The following is a 17,073-nucleotide window of genomic DNA, read 5'->3' as shown; positions in this document are numbered from 1 at the left end:
GTCAGGCGAACCGTTCGGCGAGCGTGCCGAGCGAAGAGTGGTGCGTCAGGTCGAGCTGGAGCGGGGTCACTGCGACATAGCCCTCGTCGATGGCTTCGAGGTCCGTGCCGTGATCGAGCGTGTGCTCGATCGCCTCGAGGCCGAACCAGTAGTATGGATAGCCGCGCGGGTCACGTCCTTCGACGACGCTACCCCTCGAATAATCGTGAAATCCCTGGCGTACGACCCTGATTCCGTTCACTTTATCGACGGGAACGGCCGGAAAGTTGACGTTCACGAGCGTACGCCGCGGAAGCGGGGCGTCCAGCAGGGGGCCGAGTACCTTGGCGCCCCAAGTGCGCGCGACGTCGAACGGAACGGTGTCGCCCATTCCCTCGCTCGCATAGACCTGGCTGAGCGCTATCGAACGTATTCCGGCAAGAGCACCCTCGATCGCGGCGGACACCGTGCCCGAATAGGTCACGTCGTCGCCCAGGTTCGCGCCCCGGTTGACCCCCGAAAGGATCACGTCGGGTGGGCCGTCCATTACCTTGCGGAGGCCGAGCGTTACCGCATCGGTCGGGGTGCCGCTCACCGAGAAGCGCCGCTCGCCGTGTCGACGCATCCGCACGGGGCGGGACAAAGTCAGCGAGTGACCCGCGCCCGACTGCTCCTCGGCCGGGGCGCAAATCCAGATGTCGTCGGTGAAGGCGCGCGCGATTTCCTCGAGGACGTCGAGGCCCGGGGCGTGGATGCCGTCGTCGTTGGTGAGGAGGATCTTCACTGGCGGCCGGGCTCGAGTATCTCGATCCCGCCGGCCCAGGGCCTGAGCGCCTCGGGCACCACGACCGACCCGTCTTCCTGCTGGTAGTTCTCGATCACTGCGACGAGAGTACGCCCGACGGCGAGACCCGATCCGTTGAGGGTATGAACGAATGCCGGCTTGCCGTTCTCGGCGCGGTAGCGCGCATTCATGCGCCGGGCTTGGAAGTCGCCGCACCAGCTTACTGAGCTTATCTCGCGATAGGCGCCCTGGCCGGGCAGCCAGACCTCGAGGTCGTAGGTCTTGCGGGCCCCGAACCCCATGTCGCCCGCGCACAGCAGCATCGTGCGATACGGCAGTTCCAGCCGCTCGAGGATGACCTGGGCGCTTCGCAGCATGTGCTCGTGCTCGGCGGCAGCGTCCTCCGGACGGCAGATCGAGACCAGCTCGACCTTGTCGAACTGGTGCTGGCGAATGTAGCCGCGCGTGTCGCGTCCAGCCGATCCGGCTTCGGAGCGGAAACACGGGGTCAGCGCCGTCAGCCTGATGAAATTTTCGATTTCGACAATGGAATCGCGGACGGAATTCGTCAGGCTGACCTCGCTGGTGGGGATCAACCATCGGCCGTCGGTAGTCGAAAAGCTGTCTTCGGCGAACTTGGGGAGCTGACCGGTCCCGAACATCGCTTCTTCGCGCACAAGCAGCGGAGTCGCGCATTCGGTGTAGCCACGCTCGGTCGTCTGCACATCCAGCATGAATTGCGCGATCGCGCGCTGGAGCCGGGCCATCTGGCCCCGCAGGAAGGTGAAGCGCGCTCCGGCTATCGTCGCGCCGGTTTCGAAGTCCAGACCCAGAGCCGGTCCGATGTCGGCATGCTCTCGCGGTTCGAACGCAAAATTGCGACGATCGCCCCACGAGGCGATCTCGACGTTACCGTCCTCGTCTGCACCATCAGGAACGTCGTACGCGGGAAGGTTGGGCAGGCCGGCCAGGAACTCGTCCTGCGCCTTCGCAGCCTCGCGTTCGGCTTGCTCGGTGGCAGGAAGTTCGACCTTGATCTGCGCCACTTCTGCCTTGAGCGTCTCGGCAGCATCGTTGTCGCCACGCCCCATCGCGGCACCGATCGCCTTCGATGCCTCGTTCCGGCGCGCGAGCAAGTCCTGCGCCCTGGTTGCGGCCGCGCGACGGGTTTCGTCGAGCGCAAGGATTGTGCCCGAGGAAGCCGGAAAACCACGACGGGCGAGGGCGGCATCGAATGCCTCCGGGTCTTCGCGGATCGAACGTATGTCGTGCATGGGCGCGGCCTATGCCCGAGCGACCCGGCAAGGGCAATGCGGGAACCACGGCCCATGCAAACGGTAATCATCCGCACAGCCAAACGCCGGATACAGGGGGCGAAACTGGACGAGCAGACCATACTTCCGCCCCGACGCACTCCGTTCATCGACGTGGTCGACAGTGCGATCGCCGTCGGTCGCAAAGTGGGCGTTATCGCGCCTCCTCGGATGACCAAAGGCGCCCTTCTGGATCACGCCCGCGCGGCGACCGGTCTCGAGGATTTCGGCGACACGTGGTTCGAAGAACCGATGGATGTCCTTCTGGAGTCGGTTCGCAAGGAAGCGCGGCTCAACCATGCGGGGACTTTGGCCGCCGAGAAGCAGTTCCATCACGTCCTGCGTGACAGGCTCTACACGCAGATGTGGTTCGAAAGGCATCCGGAAATACTGGCCCGCCCGATACCCCATCCGGTCGTGATCGTCGGGCCGATGCGCAGCGGCACGACGCGGCTCCATCGCCTGTTGTCCGCAGACCGGCGGTTCGCCCATCTGCGCAGTTTCGAGACGATCAGCCCGGTACCCCGACCGGAATTCGAAGAGGTTCTGGCAGGTCGCACCGATGACTTTCGGCCCAAACTGGCAGCGCGCATCATGAAGGTGGCGCGGCTCGCCAACCCACGGACGCTCTCCATTCATCCCACCGGACCGTTCGAGCCTGAGGAAGAGCTCGGCCTGCTCGTCGCCTCTATGTGGGGCATGAAGCACGAAGCGCAGTGGACCGTGCCGTCCTACGCCCGCTGGTGCGAGGGCGAGGATGCGACACCCGCATATCGTCACATGGCCAACCTCCTGCGCCTGATCGGCTGGTCACAGCAAGAGAGCTCATTGCGGCCATGGATTCTCAAGACTCCGCAGCACATGCTTGATTTACCGGCATTGTTGCGAGTCTTCCCTGATGCTCGCCTGATCTTCACGCATCGTGATCCAAGGCAGGTTGTGGGCAGCGCTGCCTCGCTCGCCTGGAACCAGACGATCATCTATTCGGATCATGCCGAGCCCGGAAAGGTCGGGCGCGAGTGGCTCCGCAAGACCGAACTGATGGTGAGCCGAATGATCGAGGCGCGCAGGGCCATCCCCAAGGAGCGCATGATCGACGTCCACTACGACGAGATGGAGCGGGATTGGCCTGCGACGATGGGGCGGATCTATCGTTTCTTGGGACTCGACATGGAAAGCGCGCTTCCGGGCATGCACGACTACATTGAGCGCAGCCGAGCCCTCAAGCGTACGCCGCACCGCTACAGCCTCGGCGAATTCGGCCTGGTCGAGGACGAGGTGCTGGAACGTCTCGGCGACTACGTTCGGTTGTTCGACATCCCGATCGGGGAAAGCGCGCCTGAGGAGGTGTCAGGACTTCGCCGGACCGGCTGATCCCACACGATTCGCGGATTCACGAATTCGTGTCGATGACGATCGCATCCGTCAGCGCGTCGTAGCGAACCGCCACTTCGCGGCTGCGCAGCGAATCGAGGGTGACCTGGTCGCCTTCCAGTCGCGACAGCCGATCGGACAAAGCGGGGGATTTATCGGCAACAAGGGTGGCAAGCGCCTGTCGATCAACCGAAACCGAAGCACCTTTTCCGACCGAGAGGTTAATTGCTCCCAGGCGGTTTCCTGCCAGGATCACCGGCTTGCTCGTCCGGATCTGGCCGGCCTCATCAAGCGCACCACCATTGCCGAATTGGGCGATGTCGAAATCGAACGCCAGCATGATGCCCGGGCCCAGGGCAGGTTTGCCGCGCTGCTGGCCATCCGGCGCTACAGCTGTCGGCTCGGCCTCGGTTTCCAGGTTTTGATCAGTTCCCGGCACCTCTTCACTCACCTCGGCGCTTGTCGTCGAGGCTAACGCAACCGGAGTGGGCTCTGGCAGCTCGAGGCGGATGGGATAACCGCCTGCGCCGTTCCCGACGACCGGCATCTCGCGATGAGTTAGCAAATGCGAGCCCCAAGTAGCAGAGGGATTGGCGTTCGCATTCCAGGCGGCGAGAGAGGCAGCTGCCACCGCAAGTCCCGCCAACGAGGTTGCGAACAGGCGAACCATCCCTTTCGATCCTCCTCACTAACCCACCAGCACCTGCGCGCGGCCTTTCACCGGACATATCCGATGATTGCCGACAATCCTACACGCAGAAGGGAAGTTCGCCGGTTCGTTTGCCCAAAACCAGCCTCAAAAAGCGTGCCATTGTGGGATGCGCGGACGGTGCTGCGCGCTAAGTACATGTAAGTCGTGGGCTTACCCCGGCTGAACCAAGGATAGTTAATTCCCTTGAAAGGATATCGGATTCCTGTTCTGTTTCTCCTCAGAAACGACTCGTCGCTGACAGAAGGCACATCATCGTGCTCGTCACGACCATAACCAGGGCCGCAAGATTGGAGTTTTAACGGGGGGCTTACCGCCTCTCTGCCGCTCGATCGCGGTCGCCAATCTTGCTGTGTCGATGAGACACACCCGCAATGCGAGGTTGGAACACGATGGACTTGCACAATCAGGAGCCGAACGGTTTCGGCGATCAGGATTCGGCCGAACTGCAGGACGGTGGCGCCGGCGCGGGCCCTGCGAACCGTAGCGCTTCTCGGGTTCTTGTGGCCGATCAGTCGGGCGTGGTCGTTCTTCCGGCCGGCACCGAGCTCGGCGACATCCGGATCGAGGGCCGGGACCTCGTGGTGATTGGGTCGGATGGCGTGCGGTACGTCATCCCCGACGGTGCAATCATCGTTCCACAGCTCGTCATCGACGATGTGGCCATCCCGCCGCTCAACCTTGCCGCTCTACTCATCGGTAACGAACCACAGCCCGCTGCAGGAAACCCGCAGAGCTCGGGCGGCAACTTTGCCGGTCCGGTGGGACCGATCCAGGATGCCTTCGGTCTGGGCGATCTTCTGCCGTACACCGAACTCGCGTTTCCTGAGCCGGAGGAGCGGGAGATCATCCCCGCCGTCGACAACGAGCCGGATCTCGTCATTGTCACTCCGGATCAGCCGGTCGGTGCGACGGACGCGACTTCCACCGTGGACGAAGCTGCGTTGCCGGCGCGTCCCGGGGAGCCCGCCGGAAGCAATGCGTCGTCGAACGGCGAGACCGTGACCGGCTCGATCGTTTTCAACAGCCTTGATGGCGTCGGCTCAATTACATTTGGCGGCACGGCCATCACGGCGGTCGGCCAGACAATTGCGCTCACGAACGGCACGGTGACCATTACCAGCATCGCGCCGGGGGTTATCGGCTACAGCTATACGCTGGGTGACAACCTGCTCGGGGCGACGGTCGCCGAGACCGTCGCTGTCGTGATCACCGATCTCGACGGCGATACCGCCACCGCCACGCTCACCATCAATCTGCTCGACGATGCGCCGGATGCGCGCAACGACACCGATCTGGTTGCTGCGGGAACGTATGGTCCGGAGACTGGCAACGTCATCACCGGCACGGGCACCACGAGTGGTGCTGCCGGCGCCGATGTTCAGGGCGCAGACGGAGCGCGCGTCACCGCGATCAGCGGCTTTGGAGGTAATGACACGACCTTCGATACTGCCGGGAATCTCGTCGTCACCGGCCAATACGGTACGCTGACGATCAAGGCAGACGGCTCGTACAGCTATGTCCGTACGCCCAACACGGCGGGCGGGGTCACCGATACCTTCACCTACACGCTTACTGACGGCGACGGAGACAGCGACACCGCGACCTTGGTGATCACGATCGCCGACAGCCCGGCGAGCGTCGTCTCGCTGCCGACCAGCGGTGCGGGAACGGTGGTGAACGAGGCCGGCCTTCCGGCCCGCGGCAACGAAGCGCCCGGTACCGCGGCGCCGACCAACGTCGAGACGACTGCCGGCACCATCACTGTCGTAGCGCCGGATGGCATCGCGTCGGTCAAGATCGGCGATGTTACGGTTACTGGGGCGGGCCAGACGATCACCGTACCGCAAGGCACGCTGACGATCACTTCGTACAACCCGGCGACCGGCACGATCGCGTATTCGTTTACGCTCGGTGACAACACCTCGGGCGACACCACCTCGGTATCGTTCCCGATTACGGTGACCGACGTCGACGGCGATTCGGATACGAAAACTCTTACGATCACCATCATCGATGACGTGCCGGTTCCGGCGAACGACAGCGCTGCGCAAACCGTCGAGAACGCACCCGTCACGGTCAACGTATTGGCGAACGACGTCCAGGGCGCGGACAGCGTGCAGCCGGGCACCGTGACGTTTGTACCCGGATCCCTTTCGGTCAACGGTGCGGCAGCGACCGGCACGCTGGTCAACAACGGGAACGGCACGTTCACCTACACCCCCGGTCCGGGTGAATCGGGCGTCGTCACCTTCAACTATTCGATTACCGACGGCGACGGCGATACGCGGCAGGCAACTGTCACGATCACGCTCCTCGATGATTCGACGCCGGTTCTTGGCGAGGGTGCCAACCTGCTTGTCGACGAAGACGGGTTCGGAAGTGCGAATGTCGATTCCGATCCGCTGCAGGCGGACCCCTCTGAAACCGATGGAAACGAAAGCCTGACCGACTCTGGGTCGGTGACCGTTGATTTCGGAGGCGACGTACCCGCCAATGCCTTGGCTGCGTTTGTCCTGCTCGACGATTCGGCTTACGATTCGCAGCTTCTCACGCTTGACGGCAACCCGGTGACGTTTGCCGTGGAAGGCGGTGTCCTTGTCGGCCGCGACAGTGGCGGGGGCGAGGTGATACGCGTCAGTGTCACCGGGGCGGTTCCCGGCTCGAGTGCGGGTGAGGTGGTCTACACTTATTCCGCGACGCTCGTGCAGCCCGTGCGTCACGCTGATGCCGGGTCCGAGGATGTCGTCGTGTTGAGCGGCGTGTCTTTCCAGATCATCGATAGTGACGGGGATATGCTTCCCGCGGCTGGATCGTTTTCCGTTTCAATCCTTGATGATGTTCCCAGCATCGACATCGCGGCGGGGACGACGAACCTGGTGGTGGACGAGTCGTTCGGGACGGGCGGGTCGGTTCAGAACGAGCCGGGCGGAGCTCTCAACAACGACGAGACCGCGCCGGGCGCGGCGATGGGCGCGATCGGGTACGCCAAGGGGACGCTGTTCAGCGTGACCTCGGTGGATGCGGGGACCGACGGCGAGGCGAGCCGGGTTTATGCGCTGAGCGTGACCAACGCGGCCTCGGGCCTGGTTGATGCGGTGACGGGCGAGGCGGTGACGCTGACGCTGGTGGGCGGGGTGGTCGAAGGGCGCACCGCGACCGGCAACGCGCTGGTGTTCACGCTGTCGATCAATGCCTCGACGGGCGAGGTGACGCTGAACCAGTTCCGCGCGGTCGAGCACAACGATGCCGCGGACCACGACGAGAGCGGCGCGAGCGCGGCGGGTCTCGATGCGGGGACGATCGCGCTGGGGGTGACCCTGACCGACGGCGACGGGGACACCGCGGTCGACAGCGTCGACATCTCGGGTCTCCTGAAGTTCGAGGACGACGGTCCGGCGATCGACGTGCTGACGGGCGACGACACGGACGTCACGCTCCGGACAATGGATTCCGCAACGATCGGTGCGGCATCCGACGTCGCTTCGACGGCTAGCGGGGCCTTTGCAGGCGTCTTCTCGTTCACATCAGACGCGGGCACGGATGGGGCCGCAACTCCGACATTGACCTACGCGCTGGGACTTGGCGCCAACGCCGCGATGAGCGGGATGTCCAGCCACGGTGCGCCTATCATTCTGCTGAAGCTTAGCGACGGGTTGATGGTCGGTTACACCGGAGCTGTTGTTCCCACCGCAAAGACCGACGCCCAGGTCATTTTCAGCGTCGAAGTCAATGCCAGCGGGGTCGTAACACTGACCCAATTCCAGCAGATCGATCATCAGCTGCCCGGAGACACTTCGGCACCGTACAACGGATTGTCGGATGACGTCATCCTGTCCAACCAGCTGATCACGCTGACTGCATCTGCGACCATCACCGATGGAGACGGGGATACGGCAACAGACAGCGAAACGGTCGACCTCGGCGGCAATCTGCGATTTGCCGACGACGGTCCGACCGCCGTGTCACCCGAAGCGGCCTCACTGGCGAATAACGCGTCAGGATCGGACATGGGATATCTGTCGATCGACGGACTAGCGGACAATTATGGTGCCGACGGCCCAGGTTCGGTTCGCTTCCCCGGATCTCTCGAGACAACTGCAACGGGGCTGACTTCTGGCGGGGCGCCAATCAAGTACGACGTCTCGGACGACGGCCTCACTCTGACTGCCTATACTGGAGCGTCTCTGGCGACAGGCACGGTTATTTTCACTGCGGTCATCAATCCAAATACCAACCAGTATACAATCGACATGAGCGGGTCGGTCGACTCCGTGACCAAGATCACCCTCAATCCGACAGATTCCAGCTTCGTCGGCGGCAACGATCCGTGGGCCGGTTTCGATCGCGCGGGTCCTGCCGACATTCTCCTCACTCCTACCGCGCCGGGGCAGACGCTCAACACGAGTGCAATTCTGCTTGGCGTCGGCGGTGGCCAGGCGGTCGATACCGGCGAGGGCGTTCGGATCGACTTCGTCAACAATCTCGGTGGGGACCCCGCCAAATCGTCGGGTGCCAACAATGGGTACCTGGATGCCGCGAACCGCGATCACTCGTTCACCAGTCACTACGGAACGAACGGCGCTAGCGTGATCATCACGCAAGAGAACGGGAACCTCGCGCAAGCCACCAACGTGACAGCCAATTTCAAGGCCTTCGACGATCCGGACGGCGTCGACAACACGACTGTCGGCGACGGTTCGTCCGACCCCATCGACGGCATCACGATCACCTATTTGGGGATCACCTATGCTGATCCGATGACCGGCCAGCAGATCATCACTCCTACGCTGTCGCCGCAGAACTATGTCATCAGCGGACATACCTTCACTGTTCAGCTGCTCGCGGACGGTTCGGTCAACGTGACCGGCGTAGAAGGTGACAACGGAAACTCGGGAGCGGGCACCGAGGTCGCGGTGTTCACGGCCAGCGGCTACAACAGCCTCGTCGTGAGCAACGTGTCTCCCGGAACGTCGTTCAAGATTGGCGGATTCGGGGCGTCCGTACCATCGACCGCTCCGGTGAATTTCAGCATCCCGGTCGAGATCATCGACTTCGACGGCGACACTGCGGGCGGCACGAGCATCTCGGTGACGCTGAATCCCGCCCCTGTCGTTCTCGACCTCGATGGCGACGGAACAGAGTTCCTGTCGATCGAGGCAGGGGTCACGTTCGATTATGGTGCAGGGCTGGTGTCCACGGGGTGGGCGCATTCGGATGATGGCATCCTCGTCCGAGATGCAAACGCCAGCGGTACGGTCGACGACGCGACGGAAATCGTGTTCGGCCACTCTGGCATGACCGATCTTGAGGCTCTCGCTGCGCAATACGGCGACATTCTCGATGCGAGCGACGCCGACTTCGGACTGTTTGGCGTTTGGCAGGATGCCAACTCAAATGGCGTCGTCGATGCGGGCGAGTTGCGGTCCCTGGCGGAGGTCGGGATTGTGTCGTTAACGCTTAAATCCGACGGAACATCCTACAGCGCAGCAAATGGTGATGTTTCGATCGCCGGTTCTTCGTCTTACAAGCTTACAGACGGGACTACGGGTTCGGTCGCCGACGCTTCCTTTCACACTCAGTCCAAGGACGCGCAGCGGACCGCCGAGTTGGTTACGACCGCGGCCTTGGCCGGAGCGCTCCTGGATGCGACTTCGACCACGGTAGGAAGCCAGATTGTCGGCGAGATCGTCGCACTGGAGCAGCCGGTCATCGATGAAGTCCGGTTCGCAACTTTCAATGGTAACGTCGAGGCGATGCGCGACAACACCATCGGCGAACCCAGCGAAGCGCTTGAGCTGGCAGCCGACGCCAATGCCCAGGCGACCGCCCATTTCCGGGGCGAGACCGCCGAGGCGGAGCTGGTGGCCGACGGATCGGACTTCCGCTCCGAAGCGCCGGTCTCGGACTTCATCGCCGGCGACGGCGGCCCGTCAGCGGGCGCCGAGGCGGGAGGATCGCTGTTCGCGGCGATGGGCACCGGCGGCGTGATGGAAGGCTTGCTGGCGATGTCGGCAGCGCCTGGTGCTCCGGCCGAACTGTCCGGCAATCTCCAGGGGCTTGTTGGCGGGGCGATGGCGGACTTCGCCGGCGAAGCGATGCTTGACGGCCTGCTCGCGCATTTCTCGCCGAGCATGGAGGGGACGGCATTCACCCTGTCTGCCTTTGACGACATGTCGGGCCTGCTTTCGCAGGATCTCGGCGGGACCAACGCTTTTGCACACATGGCAATTCTACCCGAAGCCAACGACGACGCGAGCATGCTCGCGGCGGCGCAGGCCTGAACTTCGAGGAACGGGGGTAATGATGAGAAAGACGCTTGTATCGACGGTGGCAATCGCCGCTGCGGCAGTGGCGGTGCCAGGGCACGCGCAGGACAGCTCGCTGTCCGGGCTCGACCTGAACTCGCTGCGATCGGAAATCCAGCAACGTTACGACGCGGCGCTCGCACTTTCGACCGATCCCGCGATCGTGTCGGGCGACAATTCCCGCTATGTCTGGGCGAACGAGGCCAAGGTGCAGTGCGGCATCGCGCTCGGCTACCTCAAGTCGTCGACGCGCGACGAGGTCAGCATCGGCAAGTGCGAAATGGCCGCGCGGCTGATGAACCGGGTACCTGCGCCGTACACGCCGCCCCCGCCGCCGGTCGTGGCCGCTCCCCCGCCGGAAATCTGCAGCCAGCGTCTGCCGGGGATCGTGTTCTTCGAATTCGATTCGGCCGCACCGCCGGCGGACGCGAACCAGACGATCGAGTTCGTCTCGCGTAACGCCGCTGCCTGCAACTGGACCGCTTTCGACGTGATCGGCCACACCGACCGGTCGGGAAGCAACGCCTACAACATGGGCCTGTCCGAGCGACGAGCCGAAGCAGTCGCATCGCTGATGGCCTCGATGGGAATCGCGCGCTCCGCGATTTCGACGAGCGCCCAGGGCGAAGAGCAGCCGCGGGTCCCCACAGAAGATGGGGTCCGCAATCCGCAAAATCGCCGTGTCGAAATCGGCGTCCGGTAACATTCGAGGGGTTACTATGCGCAAGTACACACTATCGATCGCGACAGCGGTCCTGCTGGCATCGGCCGCTCCGGCTGCGTTGGCGCAGGATTCCGGTCCGACTTCGCTCCAGGAGGCCGTCGCGGTTGCGATGAAGGCCAACCCTGAAATCATTCAGGCCCAGATGAACACCGAGGCTATCCAGGCCGAGCGCAAGCAGGCGCAGGGTCTCTACGCACCGCGTGTCGATCTCGAAGCATCGGCGGGTATCCGTCGGCTCGAGAACACCACCCGGCGCAACCTCGGTATCGCCGACCAGGAGCTCTATCCGCTTGAGGTAGGCGGGGTCGTCGACTGGACGGTGATCGACTTCGGCCGGCGTCGCGGAGAACTGCTCCGGCAGGCAGCACGCGTCGACGGAGCATCGCTCCGCGTGGTCGAGCGCTCCGAGTTCGTCGCGCTGCAGGTTGCACGCCAGTACTTCGACGTTCTCCTTCAGCAGCGGGTCGCGGCGGCTTCGTCCGACAACGTGACGTTCCACCAGATGCTGGTGGGCGATCTTGGCAAGGGAGTGGAGCAGGGCTCGATCAGTATTGCCGACCGTCAACAGGCGGAAGAGCGGCTGCAGGCTGCGCTGGTTCGGCAGACGGAGGCCCAGCAGGACCTGCAGAACGCCATGATCGAGCTGCAGCGCCTGACGGGCCTGGAAATCAACCAGGTCGTGCTGCCGCCCAACCTTGCCTCCGCTCTGCCGCCCAGTCTCGATCAGGCTGTCGGCCAGGCTCGCACGAAGCACCCCAAGGTGCGCGAGGCGGTTGCCGACGTCGATGCGGCGACGGCCATGGTCAAGGCGGCCGAAGGCGATCTCTATCCCACCGTGGGCATCGAGCTGCGCGGCCGGATCGGCGACGATATCGACGGCTTCCGCGGCGAGACGAACGACCTGCAGGCGCGGGCCGTGATGCGCTGGAACATTTTCGACGGCGGTATCAACCGTGCGAAAGTGCAGGAAATGGTGCGCCGGGCGAGCCAGGCGCGCTATCGCTTGCACGAATTGCAGCGCGAGGCCGAGGCGGACGTGCGGACCGCCTGGACCACGATGAACAGCCAGACCGACATCGTGAACAAGGTCGAACGGCAAAGTCAGGTCAGCGACGACCTGCTCCTTTCGTATCGCAGCCAGTTCAATGTCGGCCGCCGCTCGCTCCTCGACGTGCTCGATGCCCAGAACACCCGCTACAACACGCAGGTGCGGCTCGAGACCTCGCGGTTCTCGCAGCTTTTCGCGCAGTACCAGACACTTGCCGCTACCAACAACCTGCTCGATGCCCTAAGCATCGCTCCGGGCGCAGGTGCGGGAATGGAAGAGCGGGCTCGGTTCGACTTCGGACCACCGGCGCCGGCTGAATTGCAGCGACGCGTCTATCCCTGACCAGGGCCGGGCGTCGCACGGAAAACAGGCATGATGATTGAAGGCGAAGCGATCGAGGGCGCCACGGCCGACCCGCTGGTGGAGTGCGTCCTCGAACTCGCGCGGCGGCTCGGGCCGTCGCTCGATGTAACGCGCCTCGAATACCTGCCGCGCGATGGGGCGGGACGCCTGCCCGGGCACCAGGCCGAGGCAGCGCTCGAGGTTGCCGATCTCGGTTTCGAGCCGCATCTCCGGCGGAGGCTACCCGCGGTGGCATCCGAGTATCCGGCTCTCATCGAATTTTCGCCCGGCGAGTTCGCCATCGGACTGGATGTGCGCGAAGGCGATATCCTGCTCTGGCGGCCCTACAGTGGCGAAACCTGGGAAAGCCGGTCATCGCTCAAGTCGCAGCCGATCACCCGTTTCATCACGGTCTACGGAGATCCCGACAAGCAGCGCGAGGACGAGGCTCCCTGGCACGCCAAGGGCCGGGGACACTGGTTCTGGGGTGAATTGCGCAAGGAGGCTGCGGCTTTCACGCCGGTCATCGTCGCTTCGACGGTGGTCAATCTCCTAGCCGTGGCGCTGCCGCTGTTCTCGATGAACGTCTACGACCGCGTGATTCCCAATCGCGCCCAGGCGACATTGTGGGTTCTGGCGGTAGGCGTCCTTCTCGCGTTCCTCCTCGAATTCCTTCTCAAGCGGGCGCGGACCGAGGTGGTCGACGAAATATCCATGCGGCTCGACCTGAAGCTGTCGCAGAAGATTTTCTCGCGGCTGCTTGCCGCGCCGCTCGACAGCCGGCGCGGTCATACGGGTGCGTTGGCGGCGCGGGTTTCCGAATATGCGACGGTCCGCGAATTCTTCGCTTCGACGACGGTCATACTCGTCGTCGATGTTTTCTTCCTGTTCGTGTTCGTCGGCGTCATCGCGATCATCGCGAGCTGGCTCGCGCTGATTCCGATCGTGATTATCGCTGCGATGGCCGTTGCCGGGTGGGTCCTGCAAAAGCGTGTCGTTGCCGCGGCGCAGGACGCGCAGGCGGATGCCGGGCTGCAGCAGACCCTGCTGGTCGAATCGCTGACCGGAATGGAGACGCTCAAGAGCCTCGGCGGCGAGGGCGGAATGATCGGCCGCTGGCGTCGGCTGGCCGAGGTCGGCTCCCATTCCCAGCAGCGCCTGCGGCACATCAATGCGCTCGCCATCGGCTTGGCCCAGACATTCCAGCAGATATCGACCGTATCGCTGGTGATCGGCGGGTATTACCTGTTCGCGGCGGGCCAGATCACGATGGGCGCCATCATCGCGGTTGTCATGCTTGCATCGCGATCGCTTGCACCGGCGGGCCAGATCGCATTCCTGCTCACGCGCGGGCGGCAAGCGAAGGAAACGCTCGACAGTATCGAGCGCCTGTTCGAGGGCGAGGACGAGCGCAAACGCACCGGCACGCTCGCCCTGGGGGCGATCTCGCGTCCGACGATCAAGCTCGAGAACCTCTCTTTCAAGTATCCTGACACTTCGCAGTCGGCGCTCGACGGTCTCGACCTGACGATCCAGCCGGGTGAAAAGGTTGCAGTCGTGGGCCGGGTCGCCTCGGGCAAGTCCACGTTGGGGCGTATCCTGTGCGGCCTGTACGCGCCCACCGACGGCGCGATGCTGATCGATGGGCTCGACAGCCGGCAGTGCCGGCCGCAGCAGCTGCGCGATGCTTTTCGCTTCGTCGGCCAGGACGCCGCGATCTTTACCGGTTCGGTCAAGGAAAACTTGGCGCTCGGTCGCCGCGACGTGAGCGACGAGGCGATGCTTGCCGCACTTCGTGCGACCGGGGCCGACCAGTTCTTGTCGCGCGATGCCGGCGGTTTCGATCGCGCAGTGGGCGAGGGGGGGCGGCGTCTTTCGGGTGGTCAGCGCTCGTTCCTTGCACTCGCCCGTGCGCTCGTTTCGCCTTGCGAGCTGTTGTTCCTCGACGAACCGACGGGGGCGATGGACGCACAGACCGAGCAACTTTTCGTCGAGCGTCTGTCCCAGTCCATGACAGAAGGGCAAACCCTGGTCATTTCGACCCACAGACCGGCGCTTTTCGCGGTATGCCAGCGCCTTATCGTACTCGACAACGGCCGCGTCGTGGCCGACGGACCGATCCAGGACGTGATCGCCCGATCGGGCCTGGCAGGAAAAACTCAATGAACACGCTCGCCATCGAAACGGCCTCGGTGCCCGACGACGGTAGCCCGGCGAAGGGTCGCCTGGTGAAAGGCGGCCTGCTGTTCGCAATCGTCGTGGGCGCGTTGGGCGCCTCCTCGTTCATGCCGCCCGAGCGCGAGGCGCGCGCCGCGGTGCCGGTCACCAGCGCGGTCCGCCAACAGATCGCGACGATGTCGACGGGAACCGACCAGGCGCTCGTTGTCGAGGGCGACAGCGCGGTAGAGCGTAATGCCCTGATCCCGATCAGCGGGCTACCCGTCGGCCGGATGGCCGCTTTTACCGAAATCGGCACCAGCTCGGCTGCCTATTCGACGGCCCTGCGATGCATGACGCAGGCAATTTACTACGAGGCGGCCAACGAACCCGAAACCGGCAAACGCGCGGTGGCGCAGGTCGTGATCAACCGCCTGAAGCACCCGGCCTATCCCAACTCGGTCTGCGGAGTCGTCTACGAGGGCGCGAACGCCCCTGTGTGCCAGTTCAGCTTCACTTGCGACGGGTCGCTGCTTCGCACCCCGATGGCGCGGCAATGGAACGAATCGCGCCGTATCGCCGCCGAAGCGCTGGCCGGGACGACCGAACCTTCGGTCGGGACCGCGACCAACTACCATGCCGATTACGTGGTGCCGAAGTGGGCCTTCACGCTCGGCAAGCTGGCCCAGATCGGGCGGCACATCTTTTACCGCCTGCCCGGGCGCGTAGGCAGCGAAAGTGCCTTCGGCGACCGCTGGACTGGCGTCGAGCGCATCCCGCAACTCGATTTCGGCCGACTGCGCGCTGAACTCGATGCGCGGCTGGCCGAAGAGACCCTCGAACCTGTCGAGGCGTTCGTGCCGGGCCTGACGGTCACGCCCGATGCCAAGGACCGGCATGCGGCGCACGACGTCGGCGGACGGCTCGATACCACCACGACCTGGCGCCTCTCGATTCCCGACCCGGCGGACATCAGCAACGGCTACAAGAATACCATCTCCAGCCAGGCCGATGCCGTGCGCGCCGCTGGGGCCGGTATCGCCGAAACGCCTGCGATCAAGGACCCGGCTGCGTGACCCTGCGCGAGCGTTATGAGAACTGGGATGCGAGCCGACGCCTCATCGCGATTTCGGCGCTCGGCCTCTTCCTGCTGATTATCTGGGCCGCGTTCGCGCAAGTCGACCAGGTGACGCGCGGGATGGGGAAGGTTATCCCATCGAGCAAGGCGCAGCTGGTTCAGCCGGCCGAGCCCGCGGTTATCAAGGATATCCTCGTCCGCGGCGGTCAGAGCGTGAAGAAGGGCCAGCTGCTCGTCCGGCTGGACGATGCGCAGTCCGCCTCGGAACTGGGTCAGCTCAAGGCCGAGACCGAGCGGCTCGCGATCCGCGCGGACCGGCTTCAGGGCGAGGCTGGCGGCGGTGCGCTGGGATGCGAAGGCGCCGACTGCGCGGACGAACGGCGGCTGCAACAGGTTCGGGTTGCGACTCAGCAATCACGGCAGAATGCGCTGGCCGCCGCGATCGAACAACGGCGCCGCGACCTGAGCGAAGCACAGGCAACTGCGGCATCGCTCGAGGACAGCGTCCGCCTAGCACGCGAGCAGGTCAACATGCTGACCCCGCTCGCTGCGAAGGGAATCGTTCCGCAAACCGAGTTGCTCACGGCGCAACGCGAGCTTGTCGACACGCAAGGCCGACTCTCGGCCGCGCGCCAGGCTGCCGCGCGCGCGTCGGCTTCGATCAGCGAGGCGCAGGCCGATCTGAATGCCGCGCGGCTCGATTTCCGCCAGCAAGCTTTGACCGAGCGGAGCGAGCTGCAGACCAAGATCGCGGTCAACGAGCAGACCATCCGCGGCGCGGCCGCCCGGCAGGAGCGCAATGCCCTGCGCGCGCCATCCGACGGTATCGTCAACGATGTGCAGATCACCACCGTCGGCGGCTTCGTCAACGCGGGCGAAAAGATCATGCAGGTCATCCCCGTGGGCGACAAACTGCTTGTCGAGGCACGGATCGCGCCGAGCGACATTGCCTTCATCAAGGTGGGTGACACCGCGAACGTAAAGGTGACGGCCTACGATTTCTCGATCTTCGGCGGCCTGCGCGGCAAGGTCCAGCAGGTCAGCGCCGACAGCATCTTCGACGAGGCCGAACGGCAGGCGTACTACACGGTACTCATCGAGACCGACAAGTCGTATATCACCAAGGGGGGGCAGCGCTTGCCTATCGTCCCCGGCATGATCTGCGACGTCGAAATCATCACCGGAAGCCGCAGCATCCTGACCTATCTGCTGAAGCCGATCGAAAAGGCCTTCGACATGGCGCTCACCGAGCGCTGA

General features: G+C 64.1%; 10 protein-coding genes. 7 read left to right on the top strand and 3 right to left on the bottom strand.

All coding sequences use genetic code 11. The features are described 5' to 3' along the window. Position 1: 1 nt before the first annotated feature. Both surE and serS read right to left on the bottom strand, forming a co-directional pair. Positions 2-763 (bottom strand): 5'/3'-nucleotidase SurE, encoded by a 762-nt coding sequence (gene surE, locus A6F68_RS12210; protein ID WP_067680520.1) that lies wholly within the window; start codon positions 761-763, stop codon positions 2-4. Further along, complete coding sequence (gene serS, locus A6F68_RS12205) at positions 760-2,037, bottom strand: serine--tRNA ligase (protein ID WP_067680517.1); 1,278 nt, start codon at positions 2,035-2,037, stop codon at positions 760-762. The genes surE and serS overlap by 4 nt, the downstream gene beginning before the upstream one ends. Before the next feature lie 210 nt (positions 2,038-2,247). On the opposite strand from serS, the gene A6F68_RS12200 reads away from it, so the two are divergent. Continuing rightward, entirely contained in the window at positions 2,248-3,450 is a 1,203-nt protein-coding gene (locus tag A6F68_RS12200; protein ID WP_232308139.1) for a sulfotransferase family protein, read from the top strand. 19 nt (positions 3,451-3,469) lie between these two features. On the opposite strand, the gene A6F68_RS12195 is transcribed toward A6F68_RS12200, so the two are convergent. Continuing rightward, the gene (locus tag A6F68_RS12195) at positions 3,470-4,120 is read right to left on the bottom strand and encodes a hypothetical protein (protein ID WP_157096730.1); all 651 of its coding nucleotides are present in this window, start codon (positions 4,118-4,120) and stop codon (positions 3,470-3,472) included. Between the two features lie 431 nt (positions 4,121-4,551). Here A6F68_RS12195 and A6F68_RS12190 point away from each other — a divergent pair, with 431 nt between their 5' ends. From A6F68_RS12190 to A6F68_RS12165, 6 genes are read left to right on the top strand one after another with little or no spacing between them, the layout of a single operon-like run. Continuing rightward, positions 4,552-10,443 (top strand): DUF5801 repeats-in-toxin domain-containing protein, encoded by a 5,892-nt coding sequence (locus tag A6F68_RS12190; protein ID WP_067680512.1) that lies wholly within the window; start codon positions 4,552-4,554, stop codon positions 10,441-10,443. A gap of 19 nt (positions 10,444-10,462) precedes the next feature. Continuing rightward, entirely contained in the window at positions 10,463-11,170 is a 708-nt protein-coding gene (locus tag A6F68_RS12185; RefSeq protein ID WP_084001812.1) for an OmpA family protein, read from the top strand. A 16-nt stretch (positions 11,171-11,186) separates the two neighbouring features. Then, positions 11,187-12,581: a TolC family protein gene (locus A6F68_RS12180; protein WP_067680509.1), complete on the top strand. Its 1,395-nt coding sequence runs from the start codon at positions 11,187-11,189 to the stop codon at positions 12,579-12,581. A 30-nt stretch (positions 12,582-12,611) separates the two neighbouring features. Continuing rightward, on the top strand, positions 12,612-14,747 hold the full coding sequence (locus A6F68_RS12175; RefSeq protein WP_232308138.1) for an ATP-binding cassette domain-containing protein: 2,136 nt from the start codon (positions 12,612-12,614) through the stop codon (positions 14,745-14,747). After that, entirely contained in the window at positions 14,744-15,814 is a 1,071-nt protein-coding gene (locus A6F68_RS12170; protein ID WP_232308137.1) for a cell wall hydrolase, read from the top strand. The genes A6F68_RS12175 and A6F68_RS12170 overlap by 4 nt, the downstream gene beginning before the upstream one ends. After that, positions 15,811-17,073 (top strand): HlyD family type I secretion periplasmic adaptor subunit, encoded by a 1,263-nt coding sequence (locus A6F68_RS12165; protein ID WP_067680507.1) that lies wholly within the window; start codon positions 15,811-15,813, stop codon positions 17,071-17,073. Before A6F68_RS12170 ends, A6F68_RS12165 begins: the two co-directional genes overlap by 4 nt.

Source organism: Tsuneonella dongtanensis (assembly GCF_001698205.1).
GTDB lineage: Bacteria > Pseudomonadota > Alphaproteobacteria > Sphingomonadales > Sphingomonadaceae > Tsuneonella > Tsuneonella dongtanensis.
The sequence above is the reverse complement of the archived record's forward strand: the minus strand, read 5'-3'. Positions and strand labels throughout refer to the sequence as shown.